The following is a 26,145-nucleotide window of genomic DNA, read 5'->3' on the forward strand; positions in this document are numbered from 1 at the left end:
CGACAACGGACTCCATCCCTGCCACGAATGTGCCACAAAATCTTCAAGTTGCTGAAACAATAGGCAGTCCGACCGGATTGGCGGCTGCAAGCCGGTTGGCGGGAAGCGAGGGGTCTGTTATCCACAGTATTTGTGGATAACACGACCCATAAATAAGGGTGTTGATTCACGAGCCGGCATAAATTGTCAAGCAGTTAGAGGGTTTGCTCTACAACGTCAGGCCGCAAGCCATGCAGCGCCTGGGGCTGGACTACGAAACGCTGTCCGCGCTGAACCCGCGCCTGGTCTATGTCGGCATGTTCGGCTTTTCGCAGCGCGGCCGCTACGCGCCGCAGGCCGCGTTCGACGACCTGATCCAGGCGGCCTGCGGCCTGCCCCAGGCGATGGCCAAGGGCAGCGGCGATATCCCGCGCTATCTCCCCATCACCATTGCCGACCGCTCGGTAGGGCTCTACGCCTTTGGCGTGATCTGCGCCGCGCTGTACGCGCAAGCACGTACCGGCAAGGGCCAGCGCGTGGACGTGCCGATGTTCGAAACCATGGTCCCCTACGTGCTGGGCGACCACCTTTACGGCGAGACCTTCGTGCCGCCGCGCGGCGGCTTTGGCTATCCGCGCCTGTTGTCGCCGGAGCGCCGGCCCTACCAGACGCGCGACGGCCATGTGTGTTGCCTGATCTATCACGATCATCACTGGCGTGCCTTCCTCAAGGCCATCGGCAAGGCCGGGTTGTTCGACACCGATCCCCGCTTCGCCAGCATCACCACGCGCACCGCCCACATCACGGCGCTTTACGCCATGGTCGGCGACGAGATGGCCAAGCGCACCACGCAGCGAGTGGTCGGGCACGCCGCCCACCAGCCGGCGCCATGCGCCCGCGCTGGGGGAACACAGCCGCGAGGTGCTGCGCGAGGTGGGCTATGACGACGCCGCCATCGACCGCATGATGGCCGCGGGCACCACGCGCGGATCGGCAATGGCATGACGCAGAGAATGCATCGATCTCCGCTGAGGTCCGATGCATCCAAGCGCTAAACCGGCTTGCGATACACCACGAACCCCGAATTCTCCGCGACCTTGTCGTAGAGCTTCATCGCCGTCGTGTTGGTCTCGTGCGTTTGCCAGTAGACCCGCTTTGCGCCAGCGGCTTCGGCGCGCTGGTAGACCGCCTCGATCAACGCGCGGCCCACGCCGGTGCCGCGTGCCGCTTCTGTAGTAAAGAGGTCCTGCAGGTAGCAGCTCGGGCCGATCTGGATGGTGCTGCGATGAAACAGGTAATGCACCAGGCCAAGCAATTCACCGGAGCGCTCCGCCACCAGTGCGTGCATGGGCTCGTAAGCGTCGAAGAAGCGCGACCATGTCATGCGCGTGATTTCAATCGGCAGCGCTGTCTCCGCCTTGCGTCCGTAGAAGGCGTTGTAGCCATCCCATAGCACTTTCCACGCTTCGAAATCTCTTGGCTCGGCGGGGCGGATCAGGATCGGGTCGGTCACGGGGTCATCCTCAGGGTGAGTGTGCTGCTGCGTTGTTGTGTTGTTGTGTTGTTGTATTGTCGCGTATTGATACTAGGTGTGGTTGCTCGAGGCAGGCGGTGGCGTGTAGCGCGCCTTGCCGCTGCGCTTGGCTTCGTAGAGTGCCATGTCGGCACGCATGAAGAGCTCGTTCGCGGTCTGGCCGTCGTCCGGGTAATGGATGGCCATGCCCACGCTGGCGGTTGCCACGATGGAATGGCCTTCGATGCAATGCCCTCGCCTGGCCGCGTACACGATGGCCTGGGCGATGCGCTCCAGCGTTGCCATGTTGAGCGCGTCGTCCAGCACGATGCCAAATTCGTCGCCGCCGATCCGGGCCACGGCGTCGCCAGTGCGCACGCAGGCCGAAAGGCGCTCGCTGAAGGAAGCCAGCAGCTGGTCGCCAACGGCGTGCCCAAACGTGTCGTTGATGGTCTTGAAATCGTCGACATCCACCAGCAACAGGGCAGCGCTGGCGCGGCTCGCGCTGGCCCGGGTCATGGCGTCGGCCATGCGCCGGTCGAACCCCTTGCGGTTAAGCAGGCCCGTGAGGTGGTCCGTGAGCGTCTGCGCTTCCAGGCTGCGCATCTTCTGGCGCTCGCTGGTCACGTTGCGCGCGAACATGTACAGTCCCTGGACCGTGTCCTTGCCGTCATTCCAGGCCGGCTGGTACGTAATTTCCATGCACTCGGCGTCATCCTTGCCTTCCAGGCTGAAGGTGACCGACGCACCCAGGTAGGCCTGTTCCAGGTACGGCTTCGATGCCACGTAGACGGAGGTGCCCCAAAGCTCGCGCATCGTCAGCCCGACAATCTGCTGCACCGGCAGGTTGAACCGCTGCGCGTAGGCCTCGTTGACAAAGACATAGCGCTCGCTCATGTCGATGAACGAGACAAAGTCCGGCACATGGTTGGCAATGGCCTCGATGCGCTTCTCGCTCTCGGCGGCGCAATCCTTGGCGGTGCTGAGCGCGGCTTCCCGCTCGGAGAGCTGCTGCATGACCGCGCCAAAGGTGGTGGCCAGCTCACCGATCTCGTCATTGCGCCCGGTTGGCAGCGCAGCCAGGGCGGCAGGATTCTTGGGCACCTCGCTGACCACGCGATGCAGCAGCTCCAGCGGCGCCAGCAGGCGGCGTATCACCAGCCACATCAGCAGCGCGGCCAGCAGCAGCGACATGCCCGCAACCATGATTGTCTTGCGGCGGGCATCGAACAGCGGCGCGTACGCTTCCTTGGCGGGGAGGACCGAAACCACCTCCCAGCCATTGGACGCGAGCAGGTAGCGCGCCACCACGGGCTGCGTCGGGTTGACGGGCTCCCACGCGGAGGGCGGCGCGCCAACGCCGCAGGCCTCGCCAAGCGCCTTCGCCGGCGTCATCACCTTCGACGGATCGGGGTGCATGGCGTAGCGCGGGTTTGTGCCGGAGGAAACCAGGCAATAGCTGCCGGTCAGGCCAACCCGGCTGTGCGCCAGCTGGCCAAGGAAGTTGCTCTCGGCGAAATTCAACGCGCCGCCAACCACCGCGAGCAGCTTGCCGTCCGGGCCGCGCAAGGGCACGGCAAGCACCACGCCGGGCGAATCGCTCATCCGGCCCCGCAGCAGGTCCGACACGGCAAACTCCGAACCGTTGACGACGTCGCGGAAGTAGTCGCGGTCCGCCAGGTGGATGCGTTTGCCGATGGGTACGGCGGTGCTGAACACCATGTCGCCGTCAGGCAAGGCCAGGAACACAGCATTGAAGATCTGCGGCATGGACATCGCCTGCGTGGCGAAGCGCCGCAAATCGGCGGGCGGCTGCCCGAGCATGGGCGCCAGCTGATGCGCCAGGCGGCGCAGGGCGATCGCCCGCGTCTCGAACTTCTCGTCGAGTTGTTCGGCAACCAGCTTGACCAGCGTTTCTTGCTGGGCCTGGCGCAGCGCTGTCAGGCTCTGGAACGCGTAGTACTGGGCAAACAGCGCGCGCGCCAGGATGATGAATGTCACCACGAGCGCCGTGGCTAAGGCGACCCGATACTTTAAGGAGTGCCGCATAAGTATCTTATTCTTGATTTTGCTGACCAGCCTGACCACCGGCCTTTTCGTCCCCGCTGCCCATCCCCTGTCGCGGCGACTGACCCGGCTGGTAGGTTAGCAGAAGCGGCGGAGCGCTCCGCTAACGCCGACGCCATTGCGCTGGCATGTGTGTCTTATCCGTGGCTTTTCCCGGCACAAGTGGCTTTCGGGGGCTAGAATGCAGCATTCCCCCAACAGTCCCCGCCGCGGTTCGCCGGCTGGAGCCTGCCCATCCCCGTCATCCGAAAAATCCGAAAAATCCGATAAACCCGAAGAATCCAAAAACCCATGACCCTCGATCCCGTCCTCCGCTTCCTGCACATCGCTGGCGTCACGCTCTGGGTGGGCGGCATGTTTTTCGCCTATGTCTGCCTGCGCCCGGCAGCGGCCACCCTGCTGGAGCCGCCGCAGCGGCTGCGCTTGTGGCGCGCCGTATTCGCGCGGTTCCTGGCCTGGGTCTGGGGCGCCGTCGCGCTGATCGCCATCAGCGGCGTGTCCATGCTCGGCGCGCTCGGGTTTGCCGCCGCGCCTGTGCACTGGCACATCATGTTCGGCCTTGGCCTGATCATGATCGGGATCTTTGCCTATGTGTTTTTCGGCCCCTACGGTGCGCTGCGGCGCGGCGTCGATGCGCAAGACTGGAAGGCCGCTGGCGCCGCGCTGGGCCGCATCCGGCAGGCCGTCGGCCTGAACCTGGCGCTTGGCGCGCTCACCATCGCGGTAGCCACGCTCGGCCGGCTGCTCGCCTGATGGCCGCTGCTTAGGTCGCTTAGGCCCCTTAGGCCCCTTAGGCCCCTCAGGCCGCTTGCATCACCGCCTCGACCCGGTTCCTGCCCGCGCTCTTGGCGCGGTACAGGGCAAGATCGGCGCGGCCGATGGCGTCGTCCAGGCGTGTTTCCGATGTCTCCACGCAGGCCACGCCGATACTGATGGTGAGATGCGTGACGCGCTCGCCAAAAAACCGGGAAGACGTTGCCCGCAGGCGCTCCGCCAGCGCCAGCGCGCCAGCCATGCCGGTATGCGGCAGCAACACCAGGAATTCCTCGCCCCCGAAGCGCCCCGGGCAGGCGCCGGGCGGCAGCTCGCGCTTGAGCATGGACGAGAACTCCTTCAGCACCCGGTCGCCCTCGGCATGCCCCATGCTGTCGTTGACGCGCTTGAAGTGATCAAGGTCGATCAACAGCAAGGCCATCTCGCTACCGTCCTCGGCCATGCGCTCCAGCGCCTCCTGCCCGGCCGCATTCAAGGCGCGCCGATTGAGCAGCAGCGTCAGCGGGTCGGTCCTGGAGAGCACGTCGAGTTCCACGTGCAGGCGCCGCGTGATCACCAGCATGAAGGCGACCGACAAGGCCAGGTCCATCAGGGTGTTGGAACTCAGGTAGATGATCTGGATGACGTCGCCGGGGGCAAAAAAGGATTGCGTGCCCATCCCGGCGAACAAGCTGGTGACGAAACGCAGCCCCACCACCAGCGCCTGGACGATCATCAAGGTGCCAAAGAAGTAGGTGCTGAAATGGCGCTCGCCGTAGCGCACGATCAGCACGCATTGCACGATATAGAAGATCCCGGCGACGAAGGTCACGATGGCCACCCGGGCCACATAGTTCGGCTGCCCAAGCGCATACCAGGCCAGCAGCAGCGTGCCCAGCACGGTCAGCGCGGCGGCGGACCGCCATGTTTGCGGCCGGCCGTAGAACGCTTGCACGGCGAGCATCCACAGGGCCATGGCGGCCAGCACCAGGCAGTTGGCCACCACGATGGAGACCCAGTCCGGGGCGATATCGCGCAACCAGAACAGCAACGGCGCAACGATCAGCAGCAGCGAGCCGCTGACCCAGCGCCCAATCCCCTTGATCGACCGCGGGAAACTGTAATACGCCGACAACAGCACGACCGACATCAGGGCCGACATCACCGCTGACAGGAGCACTGTCGTTCTCAGGTCGATCTGGGGCATTGTCTGCGCGCATCTCAATCCATGGAGATTGGCCATCCTACCAAAGACGGATCGCCTAAGGTTGCCCGCCGGCTTGCGTGGCGGCTTGGAGGCTGTTTCAAAATGAAGCGAAGCGGTTCTGGCTAGGCGCGCGGCCGCAGACAGTACAAGTGGATCGGCCAAGGCCGCGCAACGACGCCAGGATCTTTTTGAAGCGGCCTCTTAGGCGGGCTTGCTCACCATCAGCCAGTACACCACCAGCAAGCCGCCGAACGCCGGAAACCCCAGCGCCACCCAGATGCGCTCATACAGCCAGTAGCGCGGCGCAAGCCCAGCGGCATCCGTCGCACCGCCCGATGCCTGCAATGCCTGCGCAGCCAGCCCGGCCATATCGCGCATCCGCCATTGCAGCCACAGCACCGGCAGCCAGCAAGCCCCCGCCAGCGCGTAGAGCGACAGCGAGATCCACAGCCAGGACGCCGAAGGCGGATACCCGGCCGCATGCATCATGTAAAGCCCGCTCAGCGGCTGAAAGACCACGGCCGGCGCGGTGATCCAGGTGTCGGCGCGCACCACCCAGCGGGTCACCACCGCCATGGCCTGCACGTTCTTGCTGCGGTTCACGAAGAACAGATAGAAGGCGGTGCCAAAGCCCGTGCCAAACATGAAGGTAGCGGACAAGATATGCAGCCACTTGACGGTCAGGTAGGTCATGCTCGCTCCTCGGTTGGTGCATTTGCGGTGGCTTGCCGGCCGGCATCGGTATCGGTATTGGTGTTGGTATTGGCATCGAGCTGCAGGAAGAGGGCGAACCACGCCAGCATCGGCAGGTTCTTCAGCACCGGCCCGAAGGGATGCGCCCACCACGCCGGCGCCAGCCAGGTAATCAGCGCGGTATAGCCAAGCACCAGCGCCATCTGCATGGCCCACACCGCGCGGGTGGGGCGCCACAGCACCAGCACGCCGAGCGCCAGGTCCAGCCCCGCACCCAGCCACACCAGCGGCGCGCGCCAGGCCGGCGGCAGCCCCGCCTCGCGCAGCAAGGCCGTGCCCGCGGCCGGGTCCGCGAAACAGACAAAGGCGGTGGCCAGCCAGACCGTGGCAATGGCCAGCCGGGCAGCCAGCAGGGTCCAGAACAGCAAGGCAGGCAGCCGCTCGGCAGCGGTGGCAAAGGCGTGCGGCGCGCGCAAGCGCCGCACGGCCAAGGTGGCCGCAGCGTGCGGGCTGGCGCTATTGTCGGTGCGCAGCATGGCCAGGCTGTCGCCATCGGCCAGGCTGCCAGGCAGTCTGGCCAGGCATTGCGCCCCAAGGCTGGCCATCCAGCCCGGCACACGCAGCACCCGCGCTGTGCGCAGCCCCATGCCGCCTCTAAGGGCGCCAAGCCAGTCGCCAAACCGCAGCCGGACCGGCCCAACCGCCGCCACCGTGCGCCGGCCCGCGCAGTCAGTGCGGACCACCCGCAGCAGCAGTGCCACCAGGTCGTCGATATGGATCGGCTGCACATGCCCGGCATCCGCCGGCACCGGCAGCACGGGCAACGCCGCCCAGCGCCGGAACAATGTTGCACTGCGGCCGGACGGCGCATACACCAGCGACGGCTGCACAATCACCCAGTCCAGCGCGCTAGCGCGCAAGGCATCGTCCGCCATGCCCTTGCTGCGCCAGTAAGCGGTAGCGCCATCCGCCGCCGCGCCCAGCGCGGATAGCTGGACCATGCGCCGCACGCCAGCCCGCTCGCAGGCCAGCATCAGGGCAAGCGGCATATCCACGTGCAATGCCCGGAAATGCTGCAGCCCGGTTTCCCGAAAGATGCCCACCGTGTTGACGACGGCATCGGCGCCGCGCAATGCCGCCAGCCAATGCGCCGGCGTGGTCCAGGTGGACAAGTCCCCCGCAACGCGGTGAAGCCGTGGATGACGGGGCAGATGATCGAGCCGGCGCGCCAGCGCCACCACGTGATGCCTCTCGGCCAGCAAGCGGGCCACCAGCGCCGATCCCACCAGCCCACTCGCTCCGGTCACCAAGATCTTCATCGCGTCACCTGTTTGTTCTGTAATTTCTGTGTAAACAGAAATTACAGAACGGGAGGCGGGAAGTCAAGTGCTGCCACTCAGGGATGTGGTGGCTCAGCGTGACGTTTCTCTCCGGGTTCGGGTCGGGGTATACTCTTCTAGTCGCTGCAACAACAGCGATCGGGAATAGCAGCCCGAAAACGTAAGCGGACGGCCGCCGCAAGGCGGGATTTTCACGTCCGGTGCCCTCGTGCGCCCTTATGGGTGGGCCTGGGCTGGGGAGCCTTCGGGCTCGCCGGTACTTACGTTCCGGTCTGCTACCCGGCCTTGCGCCCGCCCACCCCGAATAGCAGCGGGGAGCGGACTTCGATTCGCTAACGTAGGAGGCACTCCCATGCCCCAGTCTTCGCTCGCCCATTCCGGGCAACGCTTGACCCGCCTTAATCCACTTACCCACGCACTCCGGAACGCCACCGCGACGGAGGCTGCCCATGTTTAGGCACAGCCGCTACGGCGTCACTGCCGAACATTCCGGCGCGGACATGTTCGTGACCGCCCATACCCCATGCGAAAGCCCGCTGAGCCTCGCTGGCGAAAAAGCGGCACAACTCTACGCGCTACTCTTCATGACCCGCGACAGCGCCGCCGCCGGAACATTCGGAGATCTGGTCGCAGACATCCAGGGCCCTCTGCTCTCACTGGCGACCGGACTGGCGCAAGAAATACTGGTGCTGAGCGAACTCGCGGCGGAGCATGGGGAGGGCGGGCGCGGCGACGCATAGCGCCTGGTCGGTCGCCAGCCGATTGATGAGGGGCGGCCTGGCCGCCCCCGTCTGCGCGCTGTAGCTCAGCCCGCTTGCGATTCCTTGGCAGGCCGGCGAGCATCCCGGCGCTTGAGCGTATCGCTGGCCACGGATTCCGACAGGAACTGCCACAAGGTGCGCACCCGGATCACCCCATCCCCGGGGCCATCATGGGTCAGGCGCCACGCCACTTCCTCCAGCTTGCCAAACATCTCCTGGCGAAGCTCCCTGCGCAGCACCGCAACATGCTCGGCCGGCACCACCACCTCATCCCGGTTACCGAACCAGCGGCGCTCCCCAAGGAACAGCAGCGCGGCCACCACCGCCGCGCCAATTCCCACGTTCTCAAAACCATCGAGATGGAAGCTGCTCGCTGCGAAGCACAGCACGGCCACCGCAGCCATCGCGATAAAGGCAGTACGAAGCACAATAAATGCGCGAGGATGCGAGATGTTCCGTGCCAAATCCCGGACGGCAGCGATTTCGCCCTGCTCCAGGACGTTGAGGACATTGGTGGTCGAAACTTTCATGATCTTACTGTCTTGTCTCGTTGTTACGGCCGCGAAGGCAAGGCCACGCCGCAAAATCGCGCTCCTGGCACGGCACTCGCAGGACCCTGTCACCCGCGAAGAACCGGCAGCAGTGTATACGCATGCAGCCAGAGGCGCTTTCCGTGCTGTGTCCGGCTGGACAGGCCGTAGCCAAGGAGATCGAGCCAGATTAATTCGATGGTAGCGCCCGCGCATAGGCCGTCAATTCACCGTTTGCCCTAGCCCGTCATCCATTCGGGCTAGGCGATGGCGCTCAAGGTTGGGGTTATGGCCGGGCCGAAGGCCAGAGATGCCCGGCGCCGCCAGGCGCCGTGATCAGGCAGGGGGGGCAAAGCAACAAGACAATAAGACAACAAGACAAAGCCAGTCAGAACGTTACGCCGGGGACTCTCGGCACCTGACGCGTCTTGATATTGAAATGCGGCTCGCCGTAGGCCTCCAGCAAGCGAATGATCTCCCGGGCCGAATCCGCGCGTGTCGTGCGGATCTCGCTAAGCCGCCGGGGCGCGGCCGCGCCGCTCACTATATAGTGCCGCCGCACCGTCAGCACGGACTCGCCGGGCGCCGGAATCAAGACGGGGTGCGCATTCTCCTCCTTGTAGCTGCCATATACCCAGCCCGACGGCGTCAGATGCGCCTCGATCCACGCCTCGCCCGACGCAAACACCGCCGCATCGGCCGCCAGGTTTTTTTCGATTGAGTCCAGCATCTGCTTCTGCCCTTCAAGGTGACAACCAGTACAACAGCGCATCATTCTGGTTAGGCAAACGCAGTGTCGGTACCCTGCCTTGGTAGGACCCACCCCGGCGCAGGGTAAGAATGTCTGGACAAAGGCATGCCCCTCCCGGCCGCCAATGCCATATCGACGGCGGCAGCACATTCCTATCCCCACCTAAGCGTGGCACCTACCTTAGCGGGGTAACTGTAATAGACATGTGCACCAATAATCAGCACCAGCAAGCGTGACCCCTTGCTAATTCCCGATAGGGTGTAGGCACTCCCCGCGCCTACACCCTTTTTTTTAGGTTCATCTGATTTTTGTGTGGGTCGATGCATCGCAGGGCTAAACGCATCACTGCGGTAGCTCCCCTCTCCCGCACGGCGGGAGAGGAGTTGGGGGAGAGGGCGGGCCTGCGCAAGAGCGAGGCGCATCACCTTGAGCGAGCACCCGCCCTCGCCCCCGGCCCCTCACCCATTTCATGGGAGAGGGGAGCAAACCAGCACATTGCTTCCGGCAACTCGCAGCCGCATGCAATACCCACACAAAAGTCTGAGGCACTTTTCTCCGGCCATGGCCATCGGTAAGGCTCAATAGAGCGCAGCAATAATGCATCACAACATGATGTTTTAGATCTCGCTACTAAGCCTTATATCCATCTCCACGCAAGCACGAATTTGCATTGTCGGGGAAGTCCCTCCGAAGTTATTTGATCCCTCCCTTGGTGGGGAAATGAAAGCCCCGCAGGGTCCATGTATGGCCAACGCGTGGCCGACGCAATCCGGCGATGAAAGAGCGCGTTCCATCCGCAAGCCGCTCCCGTACGCGATAACGAAAAACCGCAAAAAACCCCGGCAAATCCACAAGAAACCGCGTAGCCCAATCGGGGGAAAACGTCCTAAAACAGGCAGGAATTTCCATCATGAACACAAACCAAATTCTTCTGCATTACCCCTTTTAGGGGCATCCCCACTTTTGTCGGGTCCACTCTTCAGTAGGGATAGAAAACACGGCAAAAACTGCCGCTTCGCCTTGAAGATGTACCCCCAAGAGCCATACACTTCGCCGGTCTTCGCGCAGTGATGCACTGCAAGAGCAAAGCGTGCAGGCATCAAGAAGCCACCGCCGCAACGTTCATCTCCGCCCTGCAGGTCATCGCAGCGGAAAGGCCCCGACGTGTGCCATGTTGAACAAGCGGATTCGTCGCAGCAATCCCAAGCCAGGAGACGGCCAGGAGCGCGGACCTTTCGGGTATCAAGGGAACTATCAAGACGTGTTCAAGCTTTCAAGCCTTCTGTCTTTCCGTAGAGCGTTGCTGTTGCTGGGGACGATTCCGGTGCTGGCATCCTGCGCGCTAGCGCCGGGCATGCGCTTTGATCCGCAGCGCCCGCTCGATCCGGAAGATCCTGAGTCCGTGCCCAAGGTTACGAAGATTACGCCGGCGTTGGTGCGGGCTATGAAGGCTAGCAGCAAGCCGGCGAACGACGATGTCCAAGCCCTGTTTGGCACGGCACAAGCCTATACGGTTGGCATAGGCGATATTCTCTCTATCGTCGTATGGGATCACCCCGAGTTGGTGTTCCCCACGCAGACCTACACCATTGGCACGGCCTACGATATCCCAGCACTTGGCGGTGCTGCCAATGTGCCTGGCTATGTAGTAAGCCCAGCCGGCACCATCCAGTTTCCCTACGCTGGCGTTGTCACCGTACTTGGCAAGACGCCCGACGAGATTCGCGGGGACTTGAGCAAGCAGCTCAAGAATGTCGTCAACATGCCGCAGGTCACAGTGCGCGTGCTCGCGTTTCGCAGCAAACGCGTCTACCTGGACGGCGAAGTGAAGGTGCCTGGTCCGCAGAATATTGACGACGTACCAATGACGCTCGTCGAAGCGCTGAATCGCGCCGGAGGGATCAACGTACTAACGGGCGACAACAGCCGTATCCGCATCGCGCGCGATGGCAAGAACTACGTAGTAGATCTACCCGCCCTCTTGCGCAAGGGCATCGACCCCGCACGCGTCATGCTGCGAAATGGTGACATCGTGCGAGTCGAACAGCGTGAAGACAGCAAGGTGTTCGTTACAGGTGAGGTCGTGCGTCCCTCCGTTGTTCTTCCGCGCAACGGTCGCCTGACGTTGAATGAGGCAATCGGTGAAGCTGGTGGTGTGAATCCTGTTTCAGCCGACGCTAAGGAGCTCTATGTCATCCGCAAGAGCGAGGATGGCGAAGCCGAGATCTTCCATCTCGACGGAAAGTCGCCGGTTTCCCTCGCTCTCGCGGAATCGTTCGAGCTCAAGCCGAAGGATGTTGTGTATGTCGATGCGGCAGGCGTCGTGCGCTGGAGCCGCGTGATCAACCAGTTGCTCCCGAGTGGGAACTTCTTCAACTCCACCGCGAATACGATCAAATGATCAAGACCGTACTCGTGGTGTGCATTGGCAATATTTGCCGGAGCCCAATGGCGGAAGGCTTGCTAAAGCGAGCATTGCCTGAGGTGAACGTCGTCTCAGCGGGCTTGGGTGCACTAGTAGGCCAGCCAGCCGATCCGCACGCGGTTGCGTTGATGAGCGGGCTTGGTCAGGACATCAGTGGCCATCACGCTCGGCAACTCAGCCGAGCCATCGCCACGCAGGCAGACCTGATCCTCGTGATGGACAACTCGCAGCGGCAAGAGATCCAGCGCTTGCATCCCGCAACAACGGGCCGGGTATTCCGGCTAGGCGAACTCGCCAAGTTCGACGTGCCGGATCCTTATCGCGAAGGACTCCCCGCCTTTGAGAACGCGCTGGAGCTGATTCAGCGCGGGGTAGAAGCCTGGGTGCCGCGCATCCAGGCACTCCGTTAACAGATTCGCAGTAGAGCCAATGAACCAGAACCCACCTGTAGTCGCCGTCCCCGGACCTCCGGAAGACGAGATCGATCTCGTTCACTACCTGGACGTGCTTTTGGCCAGCCGATGGCTGATTGCGTCTATCGCCGGCGTGGTACTCGCGCTTGGTGTTGCCTATGCGTTCCTGGCTCGTCCTGTTTATCAGGCTGACATCTTGGTGCAAGTCGAAGATAACCCCGCTAGCGCCAAGAGCCTGTTGGGTGACGTGTCTAGTCTGTTTGATGTCAAGGCAGAGGCGACTGCCGAGATAGAGATCATCAGGTCGCGCATGGTGGTAGGCAAAGCCGTGGATAACTTGCAACTCTACATCTCTGCCCGCCCAAACTACTTTCCCTTTGTTGGTGCATGGATCGCAAGCCGCGCGAAGGGGCTTTCTGAGCCAGGTTTGCTGGGCATTGGTGGCTATGCTTGGGCGAAGGAATCAATCAACGTTGATCTCTTCGACGTCCCAGAATCCCTGGAAGGTGAAAGGTTCAATCTGGTGGCTTTGGGCAACGGCCGATACCGTCTTGAACAAAGCAGCCTCGATAAGCCACTAGAAGGGCGCGTGGGCGAGCTCCTGCGGGAGCACCAAAATGTAGGTCACATATCCTTGCTGGTCACTGATCTGAAGGCCAAGCCTGGTATTGCTTTCAATCTGGTTCGTGCTTCACGGCTACAGACGCTCGAGAGGCTGCAGGATCAACTCAAGATCGCCGAGAAGGGCAAGCAAAGCGGCATCATTGGCGCCTCCCTTGATGGCACCAACCCAGCGCTCACCGCCAGAATCCTGAACGATATCGGCGAGGAGTACGTCGCTCAGAACATCAAACGCAAAGCCGCCGAAGCGGAAAAGTCTCTCGTCTTCCTGGGTGATCTATTGCCGCAGTTGAAGACGGAGCTGGAGCGTGCGGAAGTCAAGTACAACGAGATGCGCAACAAGCGCAATACCTTTAACTTGACCGAGGAAGGTAAGGCATTTCTGCAGGAGAGCGTAACTTCAGAAACAAGCCTGCTGGAGCTGAAGCAGAAGCGTACCGAATTGCTGACCCGATTTACTGTGACACACCCGAGTATTCAGGCACTTGACCAGCAAATTGCGACACTAAACACAAAAGTTGCCGCTATGGCCGCGCGCATGAAGACCTTCCCTGCAGTGGAACAGGATACCCTTCGTCTAATGCGTGATGTGCAGGTCAACAATGACCTTTATGTGGGGCTGCTCAACAACATGCAGCAGCTTAAGCTGGTGAAAGCTGGAAAGGTAGGCAATGTCCGCCTGCTGGACAACGCCCCGATTCCCGAGGAGCCGATTAAGCCCAAGAAGAGCTTGACCATCGCGCTAGCAGCGCTTCTAGGGTTGTTGGTCGGTGTCATCGCAGCGTTTGTGCGCAACGCGCTCTATGGAGGCATCACCGATTCCCAGGATATCGAACAACATACCGGCCTAAGTGTCTATGCCACGGTGCCGTTGTCCATGGCGCAGTCCGCCTTGACCGAAGAGATCAGGCAGCGCAAGCGCGGAAAATTCCTCCTTGCTGATCGCAACCCCAACGAGCCCTCCATCGAGAGTCTGCGGAGCCTTCGTACCGCGCTGCAGTTTGCAATGCTTGATGCCGATAACAATCGCGTCCTGTTGACTGGTCCGACGCCAGGCGTGGGTAAGTCATTTATCTCCGCCAACCTTTCCGTGGTGATGGCGACGGGCGGAAAGCGCGTCCTGTTGGTGGACGCCGATATGCGAAAGGGTCATCTAAATCAATACTTCGGCAAGGATCGCACGAATGGATTATCTGACGTGCTGATCGGTAAGGTGGGATTCGATCAGGCGGTGCATCGCAGTGTATTTGAGAACCTCGATTTCTTGAGCACGGGCGGTATTCCGCCCAATCCGGCCGAGTTACTGCTCAATGAACGGATGGTAAAGCTGTTGCAAGAAGTGAGCGAACAGTACGATCTGGTGCTGATTGATACGCCCCCGGTTCTCGCGGTTTCCGACACCGCGATCTTGGCTGCACGATGCGGTACGGTATTCCTGGTTACTCGATTTGAAAAGACCACAATTGGCGAGGTGACGGAATCGGCAAAGCAATTGCGCCAGGCCAATGCGGATGTCAATGGCGTGGTCTTCAATGGTCTAGATCCGAATGCTTACCGTTATGGATATGGATCTAAGTATGGACGCTATCGCTATGCTTACTACGGCTACGCACCAGACGATATTACGAAGCAAGTGTCAGGAACCAAGTAAGCAAGCTCCAACTACTGCTTAACGAAGGGTCAGTGTCGGATGCTAGATCTCCGACAGCAAGGCCGGCGTTTGACCGGTCAAAAAATAAACAATCAGCCAAAGAGGCCGAAGAACTCCACTGCCAGGCTGTGTCAGGTCCGACCGCAACTGCGTCTAATCGTCGGATCGCTGCCAGCTACCGGACTTCTGAGGTTCGTTGTTCCAAGCGACGAACTGGCACCCAACCGGCTTCTCCATTGCAGGGATATTCATGCCGCCATTTGGCGGCGAGACGACTCACGTCAAGCGGACGTGGGCGGGCATTGCTTGAATTTCGAATTGGCAGAAGGAGAATTCCGATGGAAGCACCAGCCGTCATTGTTCCGGTAGTTCTGTGCGGAGGGTCCGGGACGCGTCTTTGGCCATTGTCTCGCGAAGGCTACCCGAAGCAGTTCCTCAAGCTCCTGGGAAATCGCTCGCTGTTGCAAGACACCTTGCTGCGGATACGCGAAGTACAAGGCATTGCTGCACCCGTGCTGATTACCAACCATGCGCATCGCTTCATGGTTGCCGAGCAGGCGCGCGAGATTGGGACCGAGGAAGCAACGTTCATCCTGGAACCACACCCCCGCAACACTGCACCTGCGGCAGCGGCAGCCGCTTTGCATGCATTGGCCTCGGGGCAGGACCCCCTCTTGCTGCTATTGCCTTCGGATCATCTGATCCGCGATGCTGCAGCCTTTGGTCGCATCGTGGCCGAGGGGGTTGCCGCCGCGCAGGCAGGAGCTATCGTTACCTTCGGCATTGTCCCGACAGCCCCGGCGACAGGGTACGGGTATATCAAGGCAGGCGAGCTAGGCGCGGATCAGAGTTACGAAGTAGCGCGGTTTGAGGAAAAGCCCACGTTAGCACGCGCGACCCAGTTTTTGTCCGAAGGCAGCCATTTCTGGAACAGCGGAATCTTTCTGTTCCGTGCCTCTGCGTTCCTTACGGAACTCGGCTCCTTCTCGCCAGAGATTCTGCGTGCAGTTCGCGACGCTGTCGCAGAGGGCAAAAATGACCTGGACTTCTTTCGCCTGTCCGAGGTTGCGTTCAAGCAATGCCCAAGCAACTCCATTGACTATGCAGTCATGGAGCACACCAAGCAGGCGCGCATGGTGCCGTTCGCTGCGGAATGGAGCGATGTTGGCGCATGGGATGCGGTCTGGCAACTGGGTGCCAAGCAGGCAGACGGCAACGTCACCACCGGTGATGTCCTGACGCATAACGCAAAGGACTGTCTGGTGCACGCATCTCATCGACTCGTGGCTGTCGCTGGCATTGACAACGTCATGGTGATCGAGACCCCCGACGCGGTGCTCGTTGTCCACAAGGACCAATGCCAAGACGTCAAGGCCGTAGTGGATATGGTTCGCAAGCAAGGACGTAACGAGGCGACTGATCACCGCAAAGTCTATCGGCCATGGGGTAGCTACGATGCGGTGGATGACGGTGAGCGCTACCAAGTAAAGCGCATCACCGTAAAACCTGGCGCGAAGCTCTCCATGCAGATGCACTATCACCGTGCCGAGCATTGGATCGTGGTCAGGGGGACGGCTCGTGTGACGTGTGGCAACGAGACATTCCTTCTTTCAGAGAACCAGTCCAGCTACATCCCTTTGGGGACCGTTCATCGGCTAGAGAATCCCGGAAGCGTGCCGCTGGAGCTCATTGAGGTGCAGAGCGGAAGCTATCTCGGCGAGGACGATATCGTTCGTTTTGACGATGCCTACGGGCGCGCCACCCCTCCCGACGCAGCTAAGACGAAAGTGGCTTGAACGGGCCAAGAATCAGATACAGGATATGGAAATGAAGAAAGAACAAAAGACAGCTCTAATCACCGGCATCACTGGTCAAGATGGCTCCTATCTTGCGGAGTTCCTTCTGGCCAAGGGGTACATTGTGCACGGTATCAAGCGCCGCGCGAGCTCCTTCAACACCTCGCGCGTGGATCACGTCTATCAGGATCCGCATGTTAGTCATCGCAATTTTGTACTTCACTACGGTGATCTTAGCGACAGCACCAACCTAATCCGAATCGTCCAACAGACACAACCGGACGAGATCTACAACCTGGGCGCGCAAAGCCACGTGGCAGTAAGTTTTGAATCGCCGGAATATACGGCGGATGTCGATGCTCTTGGCACTCTCCGACTCTTGGAAGCCATCCGCATTTTGGGATTGGAGAAAAAGACGCGGTTCTACCAAGCATCCACGTCGGAACTGTACGGATTGGTGCAGGAAATCCCCCAGAAGGAGACCACGCCATTCTACCCACGTAGCCCCTATGCCGCCGCAAAGCTCTACGCGTATTGGATCACCGTGAACTACCGGGAATCCTATGGCATGTACGCGTGCAACGGGATACTGTTCAACCACGAGAGCCCGCGTCGAGGGGAGACGTTTGTCACTCGCAAAGTAACTCGCGGCCTTGCAAATATCGCTCAAGGCCTGGAGAACTGCCTGTACATGGGGAATATCGATTCGCTGCGCGACTGGGGACATGCCCATGACTACGTGCGCATGCAGTGGCTGATGCTCCAACAAGAGCAGCCCGATGACTTCGTGATAGCAACAGGAAAACAGGTCAGCGTGCGCGAATTCATAAAACGAAGCGCGAGCGAGCTTGGTATCACGCTTCGGTTCGAAGGATCCGGTGTTGACGAAGTTGCCTTGGTCGACGGCATTCAGGGCGAAAAGGCTCCTGCTTTGGCGTTGGGCGATGTCATCATGAAAGTTGACCCCCGTTACTTCCGTCCGGCTGAGGTGGAGACGTTGCTTGGTGACCCCGCTAAAGCGAAGGATAAGCTGGGCTGGGTACCCGAAATCACGCTGGATCAGATGATTGCGGAGATGGTGGCAAATGATTTGGACCAAGCGCAACGCCACGCGTTGTTGAAACAGCACGGCTACAACATATCCGTGAGTGTGGAGTAAATGGCGATGAACGAGAAACCGCGAATTTATGTTGCTGGGCACCGCGGGATGGTGGGAAGCGCCATCATCCGCCGTCTGCGAGAAAAAGGGATTGAAAATATTGTCACTCGAACTCACGCAGAACTCGATCTTACAGACCAGCTAGGAGTCCGCAACTTCTTCTCGGAAGAACGGATCGAGCAGGTCTATCTTGCTGCCGCAAAGGTTGGCGGGATTCACGCGAACAATACCTACCCCGCAGATTTCATCTATCAGAACCTGATGATGGAAGCGAACGTAATCAATGAGGCTTCGCGCGTTGGTATTGATAAGCTACTCTTTCTTGGCAGCAGCTGCATATATCCGAAGTTCGCTCCGCAGCCGATAACAGAGGACGTATTGATGGAGGGGAAGCTGGAGCCGACGAATGAGCCCTATGCAGTTGCTAAGATTGCCGGAATTAAACTATGCGAAAGCTATAATCGGCAGTATGGTCGGGATTATCGCAGCGTCATGCCGACCAATCTATATGGCCCAGGCGATAATTATCACCCGGTTAATAGTCATGTCATACYGGCGCTAGTTCGGCGTTTCCACGAGGCAAAAAAATTAAGCCTACCCACTGTCGCCATTTGGGGAACCGGAGCGCCGCGGCGAGAGTTCTTATACGTCGACGATATGGCTAGTGCTTGCCTGCATGTAATGGATATGCCTACAGAGCAGTACGCAGAAATGGTCCAGAAAGACCAATCGCATATTAATATTGGAACTGGTTCGGATATATCCATAAAGAGCCTGGCAGAAGAAATAGCAAATATTGTTGGCTTCGAAGGTAGGATAGAGTTTGACGCGTCAAAGCCTGATGGGACGCCAAGAAAACTTCTTGCTATTGAAAAGATAAAGTCATTGGGGTGGGAGCCCACGGTTAGCCTTAAGGAAGGGCTCCGCAAAACGTACGAGGAATTCAAAGAGACTGAAGATGCTTAAGGATGCTTGCATTCGTGGCGCCGCCAGGATCCCATTGGGAATCTTCCGTGTCAAGTCTGCAGTCCTGATAAACGTCCTGATTAAACTTGCAGCTGCAGCCTCAGCGTTCCTTGTCCAAATCGCGCTCGTCAAAATTGTCGGGGCCGATGGGTACGGTAGGTATGCCCTATTTGTTACATATTGTTCTCTGGCGCTGATTTTCGGAAAATACGGGCAGGATATAATATCACTTAGGCTCGTCGCCATATATTTTGAGAGGCGACAGTTAGATGTTGCGCGTGCAATTGGAAACAGTGCATTTCGCCGAGTATTCTTTGTATCGATAGTGACGGGGATTGTTTTTGGGATTGCAGCTGTTATGAGGCCCCTCTATGCCGGAGGCCAATATATCAATGCGATACTGATTGCTCTCACCGTCATCGCAATGTGCATCTCGGCGCTGGCCAATGGCCTTGTCAAGGGATTACGTCTAGTAAATTTGGCTGAGGGTATCGAGTCTCTTGGCAAACCAATCCTAATAGCAATTATTGCGGCGGGATTATCGATTTCAGTGTGGTCCAGCAGTGGTGTCGCTACGCAAGTGGCTTTTCTTGTCACAAACTCTCTGATATCGGTGGCGTTGTTTTTCTGTTTCTTGTCGAAAACGAAAGCTGGAGCCGTAGAGTCTAAGGAAAGCGAGATCTCCGTCGTAACCAAGCATCGCGATGGCCTGGTGTTTGTGGCGATGGGATTAATATCATACGGATTCTTTCAATTGGACACCCTGCTCCTAGGTTTTTTTAAAGGGGAGGGTAGYGTCAGTGCGTACGCCATGGCCTGTAATTTCGTGAGATTAGTCATATTCATGGCGATGATCCTTGTGGCTCAGTCGCAGGCGACGCTAGCCGTAGCGTTCAATGATGGCGATATAAAGAAGTTCTCAGAATTAGCACGTCGAACTACAAAACATAGTGTCGTCACAGGGGCTATTGCCGCACTAGTACTGGTAGTCATCTCCGATTTTGCCTTGGCAAAGATATCTCCGGGATTCGTCGTGGCGGTGCCCGCTCTGCTTATCTTGAGCCTTGCACATATTGCAAATTGCGCTTTAATTTCACTGTCAAGTGCTTTGAATATGGCGGGGAAGGCTGGGAGCGTATTTAAAGCGCAACTAATCGGAATGTTTTTGACATTACCTCTGTATATCGTATTAATTCCAAATTATGGACTGATTGGCGCCGCTATTTCAGTTCTATTTGGAATAGTGCTATCGACAATAATAATTTACAGATATTTTAATCAAATATCCAAGGTGAAGTGATATGGTCTATTGCTATCCTCGTATGAGCGATCGGGATTTCTTTTTTTTCAGAATGATTGGGCCGGGCCTCGGGAATCTCTTGTTCCCTTGGGCGAGGGCTTGCATGTATGCTGAGGACAGCGGAGCCAAGTTGCTCGCTCCGACTTGGCCGCAAATAAAGATTGGTACGCTACTTCGGCGCGAATTCGATTCCAGAACGTACTCGAATTTGTTCAGCCCAGATCACAACATGATCAAAGGCATGAATCGAATCTATAAGCTCTCAACCGGACGGAGGATCCCGGAGGAAAAGGCTCATCTTGCTCGTACTGGTGACATAGTCGAGTTTGCCGGAATGGGGAAGCTTTTCTCTCCTCTACGCGGCCGCCACGCTCTTATCAGGGACAAGCTATGGAGCATCACGAGGCCGAAGCATGTCGCCGGGGCGAGCCACAATTTTGGCCGCTCGATAACATTGCATGTCCGACTTGGTGATTTTCAGAAGGTTTCCGACGAGCAAATAAGAAAAGGGCGAACAAATTCGCGAATCTCGTTGAGTTGGTATATAGCTATTGTTGAGAAAATAAGAGAGGAATTAAAAGAGGATATTCCAGTATATCTTTTCTCAGATGGACAAGACGAGGAGCTACGGGATATCTATAAGTTGGGCGGCGTGACGCGAATGAATTTTGGAAGTGCAATCGCCGATATATGGGGGCTATCCCGCAGCACCGTGCTGGTGGCGTCAGGATCAACGTTCAGCATGTGGGGCTCTTACTTGGGGCAGATGCCGACCCTTTGGTATCCCGGTCAATTTAAAGGTGCCGACTTACATGGCAATGAATTGTGCGGCGAAATTGATAGTGTCGCCGATTTGCCTGACATGGTGTGGCAACGGTTATTGAGATGAGGGATTTCATGATATGTATATAATAAATCTCCTCGTTGCTGTTCTAATCATAGCAATGTCTGTTGCAGCTTCATGGAAAACGTTCTCGCGGAGAGTTATCAATTTTACGGCGGGACTTCAGTTGGGGTTCACGTATTTCATCTGCGGGCCATTAGCCTTATCCGTAGTATTTGGTGGGCAAACATCCGATTTGCCAATTCCAGACTTTGATCTGAGCGGGAGTGAGCCGGTCTTGGTGTACATTGCTCTAGCATCTATTGTGTTTAATGGGATGTCGCTGTTAGATAAGCGCTCCAGGAATAGTTTAAGAAATTCAAGATTTGAAGTTGCTAGTCTGGTGGGCAAATCTGGGGTGGATAAAAGGATTATCATATTTTCCTTGGTTTGGGTAATTTTGGCTGTAGCTGCATTTTACTTCTCAGGGAAATATAAGGGTGGGCACTGGATGGAAAGCCAATCAGAAGCTTTTTCATCAAGTGCATCCGCATCTATTGTTGCAAATTTCTACAACGTATTTCGAGTTGGAATGCCAGGTGCGCTGCTCTATGCTTGCCACGTTGGAAAGYTGAGTTATCGAAATCTGATCTTGGTAATGCTGATTTTCCTTGCTATCGAGCTTGTTGTCTCTAGTAACCGAATAATAATATTATTTTGTCTAATGGCTGCTTTGTATGCGGTGACCAAGGGGTTGAAGAAAAAGCTGGTAGTGCTTTTAATTATTTCTCCACTGCTAGTGAATTTCAACTATGCCTTTCCGATTATTCGCGGGCTGCTGTGGAGCGATGGAGCGAATCTAAGCAGCATGGCAAGCAGCGTTTCTGATGGCTACGATTACAGAAATGATGAGAGCAACAATCTGCAGGAAAAATTAGGGCAGTTGGTTGAGAGTTCGAATTTGAATGTGATGAAATTCGTTGTGGATCGTTTCCCTAGTGAATACGATTATTTTTACGGTGAAACTGTATTTCTTAAGACGGCAACATTTATTATTCCAAAGGCAATTTGGTCGGATAAGCCGTTGGGTTTCGGGAGTTTTCTCGGGCTTACGATCACGGGTAGCAACATACTTGCACTAAATGCCACATTGCTTGGCGAGGCCTTTGGAAATTTCGGTTGGTTCGCCATATTTATTGTTCCGCTGTGTTTGTTCGGAATTGGTCGAGTGTGGTCTTCTCTTCGATCCCCTTTTTATAGATATTTGTCATTCTTTTTTGCATTTGCTTGCTGGAGATTCGATTTTTCATTCTCCGTAATTTCCCTTGCAGTTCTTGTAGCCTTCAATTTTGGTTTTAGGTTCGCTGTGAACGGTAGGGTTAAGTCGAGATATCCGGGAATGTGAGGATTGTAAGATGAATATTATCGTTGTATATAACTATTTTCCTCATTATCGAAAGGGTGTATTTGAGGAGTTTTCGAGACGATATCCAAATGTGAAATTCGTTAGTAGTTCTAGGGATGTGCTGGAGGGAATTCCACGACTTGATGTTGGGGATCTGGGAAGTGCTATTGAGCTTCGCACGCTGGAATTTGGAAGATTGACGTATCAGGTAGGTCTCTGCCGACTTCTGTGGAGCGAAAAATGTGATGCGGTGGTGTTTCTTGCTAATCCGAATTTTATAAGTACCTGGATCGCGGCATTTCTGGCAAGAATTAAGGGAAATAGGGTGATTTTTTGGGGGCACGGATTCCTAAAGAATGGTTGGGGCCTAAAAAACCTAGTTCGCGCGGCTTTTTTCCGCCTTGCAAATGCCAGCTATGTTTACGGGTATGGGGCTAAGAGAAACGCAATATCATTGGGGTTCGACCCTTCTCGTATACATGTTGGATTTAATTCCCTCGATTACGATAACCAAATTGTAATAAGAAATAAGTTGATTGAATCGCTCCTGCCGTCGCCAACTGAGGAAGGTTTGCGAGTGTTGTGTGTTTCCCGCCTTACGAAGCTGTGTCGGTATGATTTGCTCGTTGAGGCCGCTGCCATCTATGGTGAGCGCGGCTACGGAAAGGTGCGTCTCGAGTTTATCGGGGACGGCCCGGTACAAGCGGAATTAATGGCGCAAGCGTCTCGACTAGGCGTGCAAGCGAGCTTTGAAGGTGCAATATACGATGAGAGCATCGTCGCCGAGAAGATATTCAGGGCTGATGTTGTGGCGTCGCCGGGTAAAGTCGGGCTTACTGCCATACATAGTTTGATGTATGGAACGCCAGTAATTACTCACGGCTTGCCGGAATTGCAGATGCCGGAATTCGAAGCTATTGTCGATGAGGTAACAGGATTGCTGTATTTCGAGCAATCAGCGGAGGCTCTTTGCGAGTGTTTGCGGAAGCTGAGGGGTGTATTTAAGGATAGGGATATTACTCGGCAGGATTGTTTTAGGGTGGTAGATGAAATATATAATCCGAAAGCTCAGGTGAAAATTATGGAGCGAGCGATAATAGGAGCTCCAGCTTCAGAAGGTAACGACGTTGGTGAGATTAAATGGTCAAATTTATGAGGGTGTTGCTTAGGAGGGCGCGTTCGTATTATTGGCGCTACAGGAAACGGCTGTTTTATTCTCATCGAACGTTTCTGCTTGGTGGGAATTCTGATATCTCCCGAGATTTAAAGACTGGTATATATTGCTACGTAGGTCCCGGTTGTTTTATTGGCTCCGGTGTAAAATTGGGAGATTACACTATCATAGGGCCAGGCGTTAAGATAGTTGGAAATGATCACATTTATGATACACCAGGAGTGCCAATCATTTTTTCCGGTAGGCCACCTTTCGCAGAGACGAATATCGGAAAGGATGTGTGGTTAGGGGCAGGCGCAACTATTATCCGGGGTGTATCCATTGGCGACGGGGCTATCGTTGCAGCAGGCTCTGTGGTTACGCGAGATGTGCCGTCATATTGTGTTGTCGGTGGGATTCCGGCAAAATTTATTAAGCCGCGATTTGCGACGGAAGCCGAGGAATTGGTACACAGCAATCTCCTGGCAGCTGAAGCGAGAGGTGGTAATTATGCCGATCCGATGATGCTGGCTAGATAGCCTTGGGCAAGTAGAGATACAAAGTAGATTTACTCGAAATAAATTGCGAAGTGACGCGACCTCCTTTCAGCTATGAATGAACGACGAAGGGCTGTAGTGGGTGTCCTATGCTGCTGGGGATTGGCTTGTTGCGGTTGTACAACACGCACCAGTGGGAATCGAATGGATACGGGATCGGTTGGCCAGAGGCGAGTCTTTGCCGATTATGGTGACCTTCGTGCCTATTCCGGCAGCGCATCGGTTATAGAAATTAGCTCGCCCGGTATTGAGGGTAGTTTTGTTCGTGATCGCAACGATGTTAATACGCGGGATAATGGGGCCACGATTATCGTAGGCAACAATGGTAGTCGCTGGAAGCGCCAATATAAGGGGGCTGCTGATGCGCGCTGGTTCGGTGCCAGAGGAAATAATGTCGCGGACGATGCGCTTGCGCTACAAGCTTGCCTCGATGCCGGACTTGACTTGTTTCTAAAAGAGGGGCTCACCTTCTACTCAAGCAGCCCTCTGAGATTCTCCGCAGACTCCCAGCGAATGTCTGGTGGTGGGACGCTCAGAACAAATGGCGAGATCGCAATCTCTGCAGTGTCGCTAAGGGGTGTTTCGGTGACTGGACTGAAGATTGTTTGTGCAAACAGTGCATCGTGTGTTGGCATTTTATTCTCGCGTGTAGCTAAGAGCACAATTGCCTATTGCACCATCTCGAGGCACGGAGATGCGGGGGTCAAACTTGTTGATGGGTGTTCTGAAAATCAAATCCTCTCTAATACTTTTTATGTCGCGGCTAGTAATCCGAAATTCGGGTTGCCAAGTGCAAGTGATATTAATATTTGGGGCGTGGCAACCAGGAACGTAATTCGAGAAAATAAGTGTTTGGCAAAAGGAGGGTACGGAATTCAAATTAATTCCCACTATGTCGATGCAAAATCCCAAGGTAATGTTGTGGACGGAAATCTAATTGATGATTACAACAGCTATGGGATTATGCTTTATCGAAATGGTCCTTATGTTCCAGGGGATAAACAGGGCGTGTTGGGGACGCTGGTAACCGGGAACGTCGTTCGTAATATCAGCGGTGCCCGGCCGGCGGATCCCGGAAATCCCCTTGTACGCAGTTTCGGCGCGGGTATCTATATACAAGGTGCCGAGGAAACGTTGGTCAGGAATAATAGAATATCCGACTGCAACGGAGCGACCAATAGTCTGCTGCTTGCGCCGGGGGCAATTGGTGTGGGTAGTGTAGGGGGAATTATCATCGAGGGGAATATAATTTCTGATAGCGCGCAGACCGGAATTTATATAAATGACTCGAATTCGCTGGGGGTTAAGGACGCAGAGATAATTGTACGGCGCAATGTTGTTAGTGGCTGCAGATCTGCGGCCTTCAAGATAGTGAAGCGCGATCATGTAAAGATCGTAGGTAACGAGGTTGCTCACTGCGATTACGGGATCGTCACTTCGAATAGCAGGTCCGGAAGTTTGAGTGATCATTCATATTTGGATAATGCATTCTCAGATATTAAGGTGACCGCTATAGATGCAGTTTATTTGACGGGGGCTAATATTTCTGGAAATAGAATAACGTCATGCGGCGCGAAAGGAATTTCGACGTCTTTTAGCGAAAATGTGGCGGTCGGAGCTAACGATTTCTTGAATTGTGGTCGCCGCAATTCTGACTTGGCAGTGCCAAAATGAATTCCATTTCGTGATGGTACGGAATGGAATCTTAGCCCATACGGGTATGCACATCTTTGACAAGTCGATCTTGGTGCACATGGAATCTGGTTGCTTTCAGTGACTTTGGGTTGCACTTGTAAGCTTCGCGAGTCTCGCGTTTGCGTTCGAATTTTTGGTGACGCATTGACGATTGAATTGTTGCACTGGGCAGCAAGTTAATCTGCCCAGCTGGGTCTCGGCGATGCGCACCTCGACAAGCGAGGATATCGATGGAGGGAGTGACGGTCGATCCAATGGCCAGCGCCCTGAGGATTGCGTCGTGACCGGTTTGACGACAAGGGGTATCGCGCGTCGACGATAATCATGTGACTGTTGATTTCAAGTGCTTTCCCTGAGCTGAGAGCGATGTTGCTTGGCGAGGCACAGATGCTTGCTCTATTTGTCATGTGATAACGCTAACTAGTGGCGAGCGGCCACTATTCACCAATTTCTGGGATGTCGCAGTGTCATGAGGAATATGGGCGTTTGCGGCATTGCTTCGAATGGGGGGTACCTTCACAAGGTAGTTTGGGGTAAAAAATGCCAAGCGCTATCTATGCAGCGTGATGCGCACGTCCATAAGAGAC

22 protein-coding genes are annotated in these 26,145 nt (G+C 56.6%); 15 read left to right on the forward strand and 7 right to left on the reverse strand.

Features of this window, described 5'->3' with window-relative positions; all coding sequences use genetic code 11:
• Nucleotides 1-203 precede the first annotated feature (203 nt).
• Nucleotides 204-923 (forward strand): CoA transferase, encoded by a 720-nt coding sequence (locus AB4061_RS14020; RefSeq protein WP_441634666.1) that lies wholly within the window; start codon nucleotides 204-206, stop codon nucleotides 921-923.
• A gap of 107 nt (nucleotides 924-1,030) precedes the next feature.
• On the opposite strand, the gene AB4061_RS14025 is transcribed toward AB4061_RS14020, so the two are convergent.
• Nucleotides 1,031-1,492: a GNAT family N-acetyltransferase gene (locus AB4061_RS14025; protein ID WP_441634668.1), complete on the reverse strand. Its 462-nt coding sequence runs from the start codon at nucleotides 1,490-1,492 to the stop codon at nucleotides 1,031-1,033.
• Between the two features lie 72 nt (nucleotides 1,493-1,564).
• The gene (locus AB4061_RS14030; RefSeq protein WP_441634670.1) at nucleotides 1,565-3,541 is read right to left on the reverse strand and encodes a diguanylate cyclase domain-containing protein; all 1,977 of its coding nucleotides are present in this window, start codon (nucleotides 3,539-3,541) and stop codon (nucleotides 1,565-1,567) included.
• A 309-nt stretch (nucleotides 3,542-3,850) separates the two neighbouring features.
• Here AB4061_RS14030 and AB4061_RS14035 point away from each other — a divergent pair, with 309 nt between their 5' ends.
• On the forward strand, nucleotides 3,851-4,312 hold the full coding sequence (locus tag AB4061_RS14035; RefSeq protein WP_441634672.1) for a CopD family protein: 462 nt from the start codon (nucleotides 3,851-3,853) through the stop codon (nucleotides 4,310-4,312).
• 46 nt (nucleotides 4,313-4,358) lie between these two features.
• On the opposite strand, the gene AB4061_RS14040 is transcribed toward AB4061_RS14035, so the two are convergent.
• From AB4061_RS14040 to AB4061_RS14050, 3 genes are all read right to left on the reverse strand, one after another.
• Nucleotides 4,359-5,519, reverse strand: a complete 1,161-nt coding sequence (locus AB4061_RS14040) for a diguanylate cyclase (protein WP_441634674.1) — start codon at nucleotides 5,517-5,519, stop codon at nucleotides 4,359-4,361.
• Between the two features lie 201 nt (nucleotides 5,520-5,720).
• A complete protein-coding gene (locus AB4061_RS14045; RefSeq protein WP_441634676.1) occupies nucleotides 5,721-6,212 on the reverse strand; it encodes a DUF2269 family protein in 492 nt (163 codons plus the stop codon).
• A complete protein-coding gene (locus AB4061_RS14050; RefSeq protein ID WP_441634678.1) occupies nucleotides 6,209-7,531 on the reverse strand; it encodes an SDR family oxidoreductase in 1,323 nt (440 codons plus the stop codon). The genes AB4061_RS14045 and AB4061_RS14050 overlap by 4 nt, the downstream gene beginning before the upstream one ends.
• Before the next feature lie 470 nt (nucleotides 7,532-8,001).
• On the opposite strand from AB4061_RS14050, the gene AB4061_RS14055 reads away from it, so the two are divergent.
• On the forward strand, nucleotides 8,002-8,292 hold the full coding sequence (locus AB4061_RS14055; RefSeq protein ID WP_441634680.1) for a hypothetical protein: 291 nt from the start codon (nucleotides 8,002-8,004) through the stop codon (nucleotides 8,290-8,292).
• Nucleotides 8,293-8,357: 65 nt separating this feature from the next.
• On the opposite strand, the gene AB4061_RS14060 is transcribed toward AB4061_RS14055, so the two are convergent.
• Together AB4061_RS14060 and AB4061_RS14065 are read right to left on the reverse strand one after the other, a co-directional pair.
• The gene (locus AB4061_RS14060) at nucleotides 8,358-8,843 is read right to left on the reverse strand and encodes a hypothetical protein (protein WP_441634682.1); all 486 of its coding nucleotides are present in this window, start codon (nucleotides 8,841-8,843) and stop codon (nucleotides 8,358-8,360) included.
• A gap of 388 nt (nucleotides 8,844-9,231) precedes the next feature.
• Nucleotides 9,232-9,573, reverse strand: a complete 342-nt coding sequence (locus AB4061_RS14065; RefSeq protein WP_441634684.1) for a hypothetical protein — start codon at nucleotides 9,571-9,573, stop codon at nucleotides 9,232-9,234.
• A 1,282-nt stretch (nucleotides 9,574-10,855) separates the two neighbouring features.
• On the opposite strand from AB4061_RS14065, the gene AB4061_RS14070 reads away from it, so the two are divergent.
• From AB4061_RS14070 to AB4061_RS14125, 12 genes are all read left to right on the forward strand, one after another.
• The gene (locus tag AB4061_RS14070; protein WP_441634783.1) at nucleotides 10,856-11,995 is read left to right on the forward strand and encodes a polysaccharide biosynthesis/export family protein; all 1,140 of its coding nucleotides are present in this window, start codon (nucleotides 10,856-10,858) and stop codon (nucleotides 11,993-11,995) included.
• A complete protein-coding gene (locus AB4061_RS14075; RefSeq protein WP_441634686.1) occupies nucleotides 11,992-12,429 on the forward strand; it encodes a low molecular weight protein-tyrosine-phosphatase in 438 nt (145 codons plus the stop codon). Before AB4061_RS14070 ends, AB4061_RS14075 begins: the two co-directional genes overlap by 4 nt.
• Nucleotides 12,430-12,448: 19 nt before the next feature.
• Nucleotides 12,449-14,704 carry a polysaccharide biosynthesis tyrosine autokinase gene (locus AB4061_RS14080; RefSeq protein WP_441634688.1) on the forward strand — a complete coding sequence of 752 codons (2,256 nt, stop codon included), beginning with the start codon at nucleotides 12,449-12,451 and terminating at the stop codon, nucleotides 14,702-14,704.
• 338 nt (nucleotides 14,705-15,042) lie between these two features.
• Nucleotides 15,043-16,500, forward strand: a complete 1,458-nt coding sequence (locus AB4061_RS14085; protein WP_441634690.1) for a mannose-1-phosphate guanylyltransferase/mannose-6-phosphate isomerase — start codon at nucleotides 15,043-15,045, stop codon at nucleotides 16,498-16,500.
• A 31-nt stretch (nucleotides 16,501-16,531) separates the two neighbouring features.
• On the forward strand, nucleotides 16,532-17,659 hold the full coding sequence (gene gmd / locus AB4061_RS14090) for a GDP-mannose 4,6-dehydratase (protein ID WP_441634692.1): 1,128 nt from the start codon (nucleotides 16,532-16,534) through the stop codon (nucleotides 17,657-17,659).
• Nucleotides 17,660-18,625: a GDP-L-fucose synthase gene (fcl, locus tag AB4061_RS14095; RefSeq protein WP_441634694.1), complete on the forward strand. Its 966-nt coding sequence runs from the start codon at nucleotides 17,660-17,662 to the stop codon at nucleotides 18,623-18,625. It begins immediately after the preceding gene.
• On the forward strand, nucleotides 18,618-19,925 hold the full coding sequence (locus tag AB4061_RS14100) for an oligosaccharide flippase family protein (protein WP_441634696.1): 1,308 nt from the start codon (nucleotides 18,618-18,620) through the stop codon (nucleotides 19,923-19,925). Before fcl ends, AB4061_RS14100 begins: the two co-directional genes overlap by 8 nt.
• A 229-nt stretch (nucleotides 19,926-20,154) precedes the next feature.
• A complete protein-coding gene (locus AB4061_RS14105; RefSeq protein ID WP_441634698.1) occupies nucleotides 20,155-20,814 on the forward strand; it encodes an alpha-1,2-fucosyltransferase in 660 nt (219 codons plus the stop codon).
• A gap of 55 nt (nucleotides 20,815-20,869) precedes the next feature.
• On the forward strand, nucleotides 20,870-22,153 hold the full coding sequence (locus tag AB4061_RS14110; protein WP_441634700.1) for a hypothetical protein: 1,284 nt from the start codon (nucleotides 20,870-20,872) through the stop codon (nucleotides 22,151-22,153).
• A 10-nt stretch (nucleotides 22,154-22,163) separates the two neighbouring features.
• On the forward strand, nucleotides 22,164-23,309 hold the full coding sequence (locus AB4061_RS14115; protein WP_441634702.1) for a glycosyltransferase: 1,146 nt from the start codon (nucleotides 22,164-22,166) through the stop codon (nucleotides 23,307-23,309).
• Nucleotides 23,306-23,845: an acyltransferase gene (locus tag AB4061_RS14120; RefSeq protein ID WP_441634785.1), complete on the forward strand. Its 540-nt coding sequence runs from the start codon at nucleotides 23,306-23,308 to the stop codon at nucleotides 23,843-23,845. The genes AB4061_RS14115 and AB4061_RS14120 overlap by 4 nt, the downstream gene beginning before the upstream one ends.
• A 162-nt stretch (nucleotides 23,846-24,007) precedes the next feature.
• Nucleotides 24,008-25,537, forward strand: a complete 1,530-nt coding sequence (locus AB4061_RS14125; RefSeq protein WP_441634704.1) for a right-handed parallel beta-helix repeat-containing protein — start codon at nucleotides 24,008-24,010, stop codon at nucleotides 25,535-25,537.
• Nucleotides 25,538-26,145 lie beyond the last annotated feature (608 nt).

Origin of the sequence: Cupriavidus sp. YAF13 (assembly GCF_052113425.1) — a bacterium.
Lineage (GTDB): Bacteria > Pseudomonadota > Gammaproteobacteria > Burkholderiales > Burkholderiaceae > Cupriavidus.

Bases quoted from the DNA above. Each gene is read 5' to 3' on its own strand.
- AB4061_RS14040 (WP_441634674.1), bottom strand. From the start codon at position 5,519: ATGCCCCAGATCGACCTGAGAACGACAGTGCTCCTGTCAGCGGTGATG.
- gmd (WP_441634692.1), top strand. From the start codon at position 16,532: ATGAAGAAAGAACAAAAGACAGCTCTAATCACCGGCATCACTGGTCAA.
- AB4061_RS14120 (WP_441634785.1), top strand. From the start codon at position 23,306: ATGAGGGTGTTGCTTAGGAGGGCGCGTTCGTATTATTGGCGCTACAGG.
- AB4061_RS14050 (WP_441634678.1), bottom strand. From the start codon at position 7,531: ATGAAGATCTTGGTGACCGGAGCGAGTGGGCTGGTGGGATCGGCGCTG.
- AB4061_RS14065 (WP_441634684.1), bottom strand. From the start codon at position 9,573: ATGCTGGACTCAATCGAAAAAAACCTGGCGGCCGATGCGGCGGTGTTT.
- AB4061_RS14045 (WP_441634676.1), bottom strand. From the start codon at position 6,212: ATGACCTACCTGACCGTCAAGTGGCTGCATATCTTGTCCGCTACCTTC.
- AB4061_RS14080 (WP_441634688.1), top strand. From the start codon at position 12,449: ATGAACCAGAACCCACCTGTAGTCGCCGTCCCCGGACCTCCGGAAGAC.
- AB4061_RS14055 (WP_441634680.1), top strand. From the start codon at position 8,002: ATGTTTAGGCACAGCCGCTACGGCGTCACTGCCGAACATTCCGGCGCG.
- AB4061_RS14030 (WP_441634670.1), bottom strand. From the start codon at position 3,541: ATGCGGCACTCCTTAAAGTATCGGGTCGCCTTAGCCACGGCGCTCGTG.
- AB4061_RS14085 (WP_441634690.1), top strand. From the start codon at position 15,043: ATGGAAGCACCAGCCGTCATTGTTCCGGTAGTTCTGTGCGGAGGGTCC.
- AB4061_RS14075 (WP_441634686.1), top strand. From the start codon at position 11,992: ATGATCAAGACCGTACTCGTGGTGTGCATTGGCAATATTTGCCGGAGC.
- AB4061_RS14115 (WP_441634702.1), top strand. From the start codon at position 22,164: ATGAATATTATCGTTGTATATAACTATTTTCCTCATTATCGAAAGGGT.
- AB4061_RS14125 (WP_441634704.1), top strand. From the start codon at position 24,008: ATGGATACGGGATCGGTTGGCCAGAGGCGAGTCTTTGCCGATTATGGT.
- AB4061_RS14105 (WP_441634698.1), top strand. From the start codon at position 20,155: ATGATCAAAGGCATGAATCGAATCTATAAGCTCTCAACCGGACGGAGG.
- AB4061_RS14060 (WP_441634682.1), bottom strand. From the start codon at position 8,843: ATGAAAGTTTCGACCACCAATGTCCTCAACGTCCTGGAGCAGGGCGAA.
- AB4061_RS14035 (WP_441634672.1), top strand. From the start codon at position 3,851: ATGACCCTCGATCCCGTCCTCCGCTTCCTGCACATCGCTGGCGTCACG.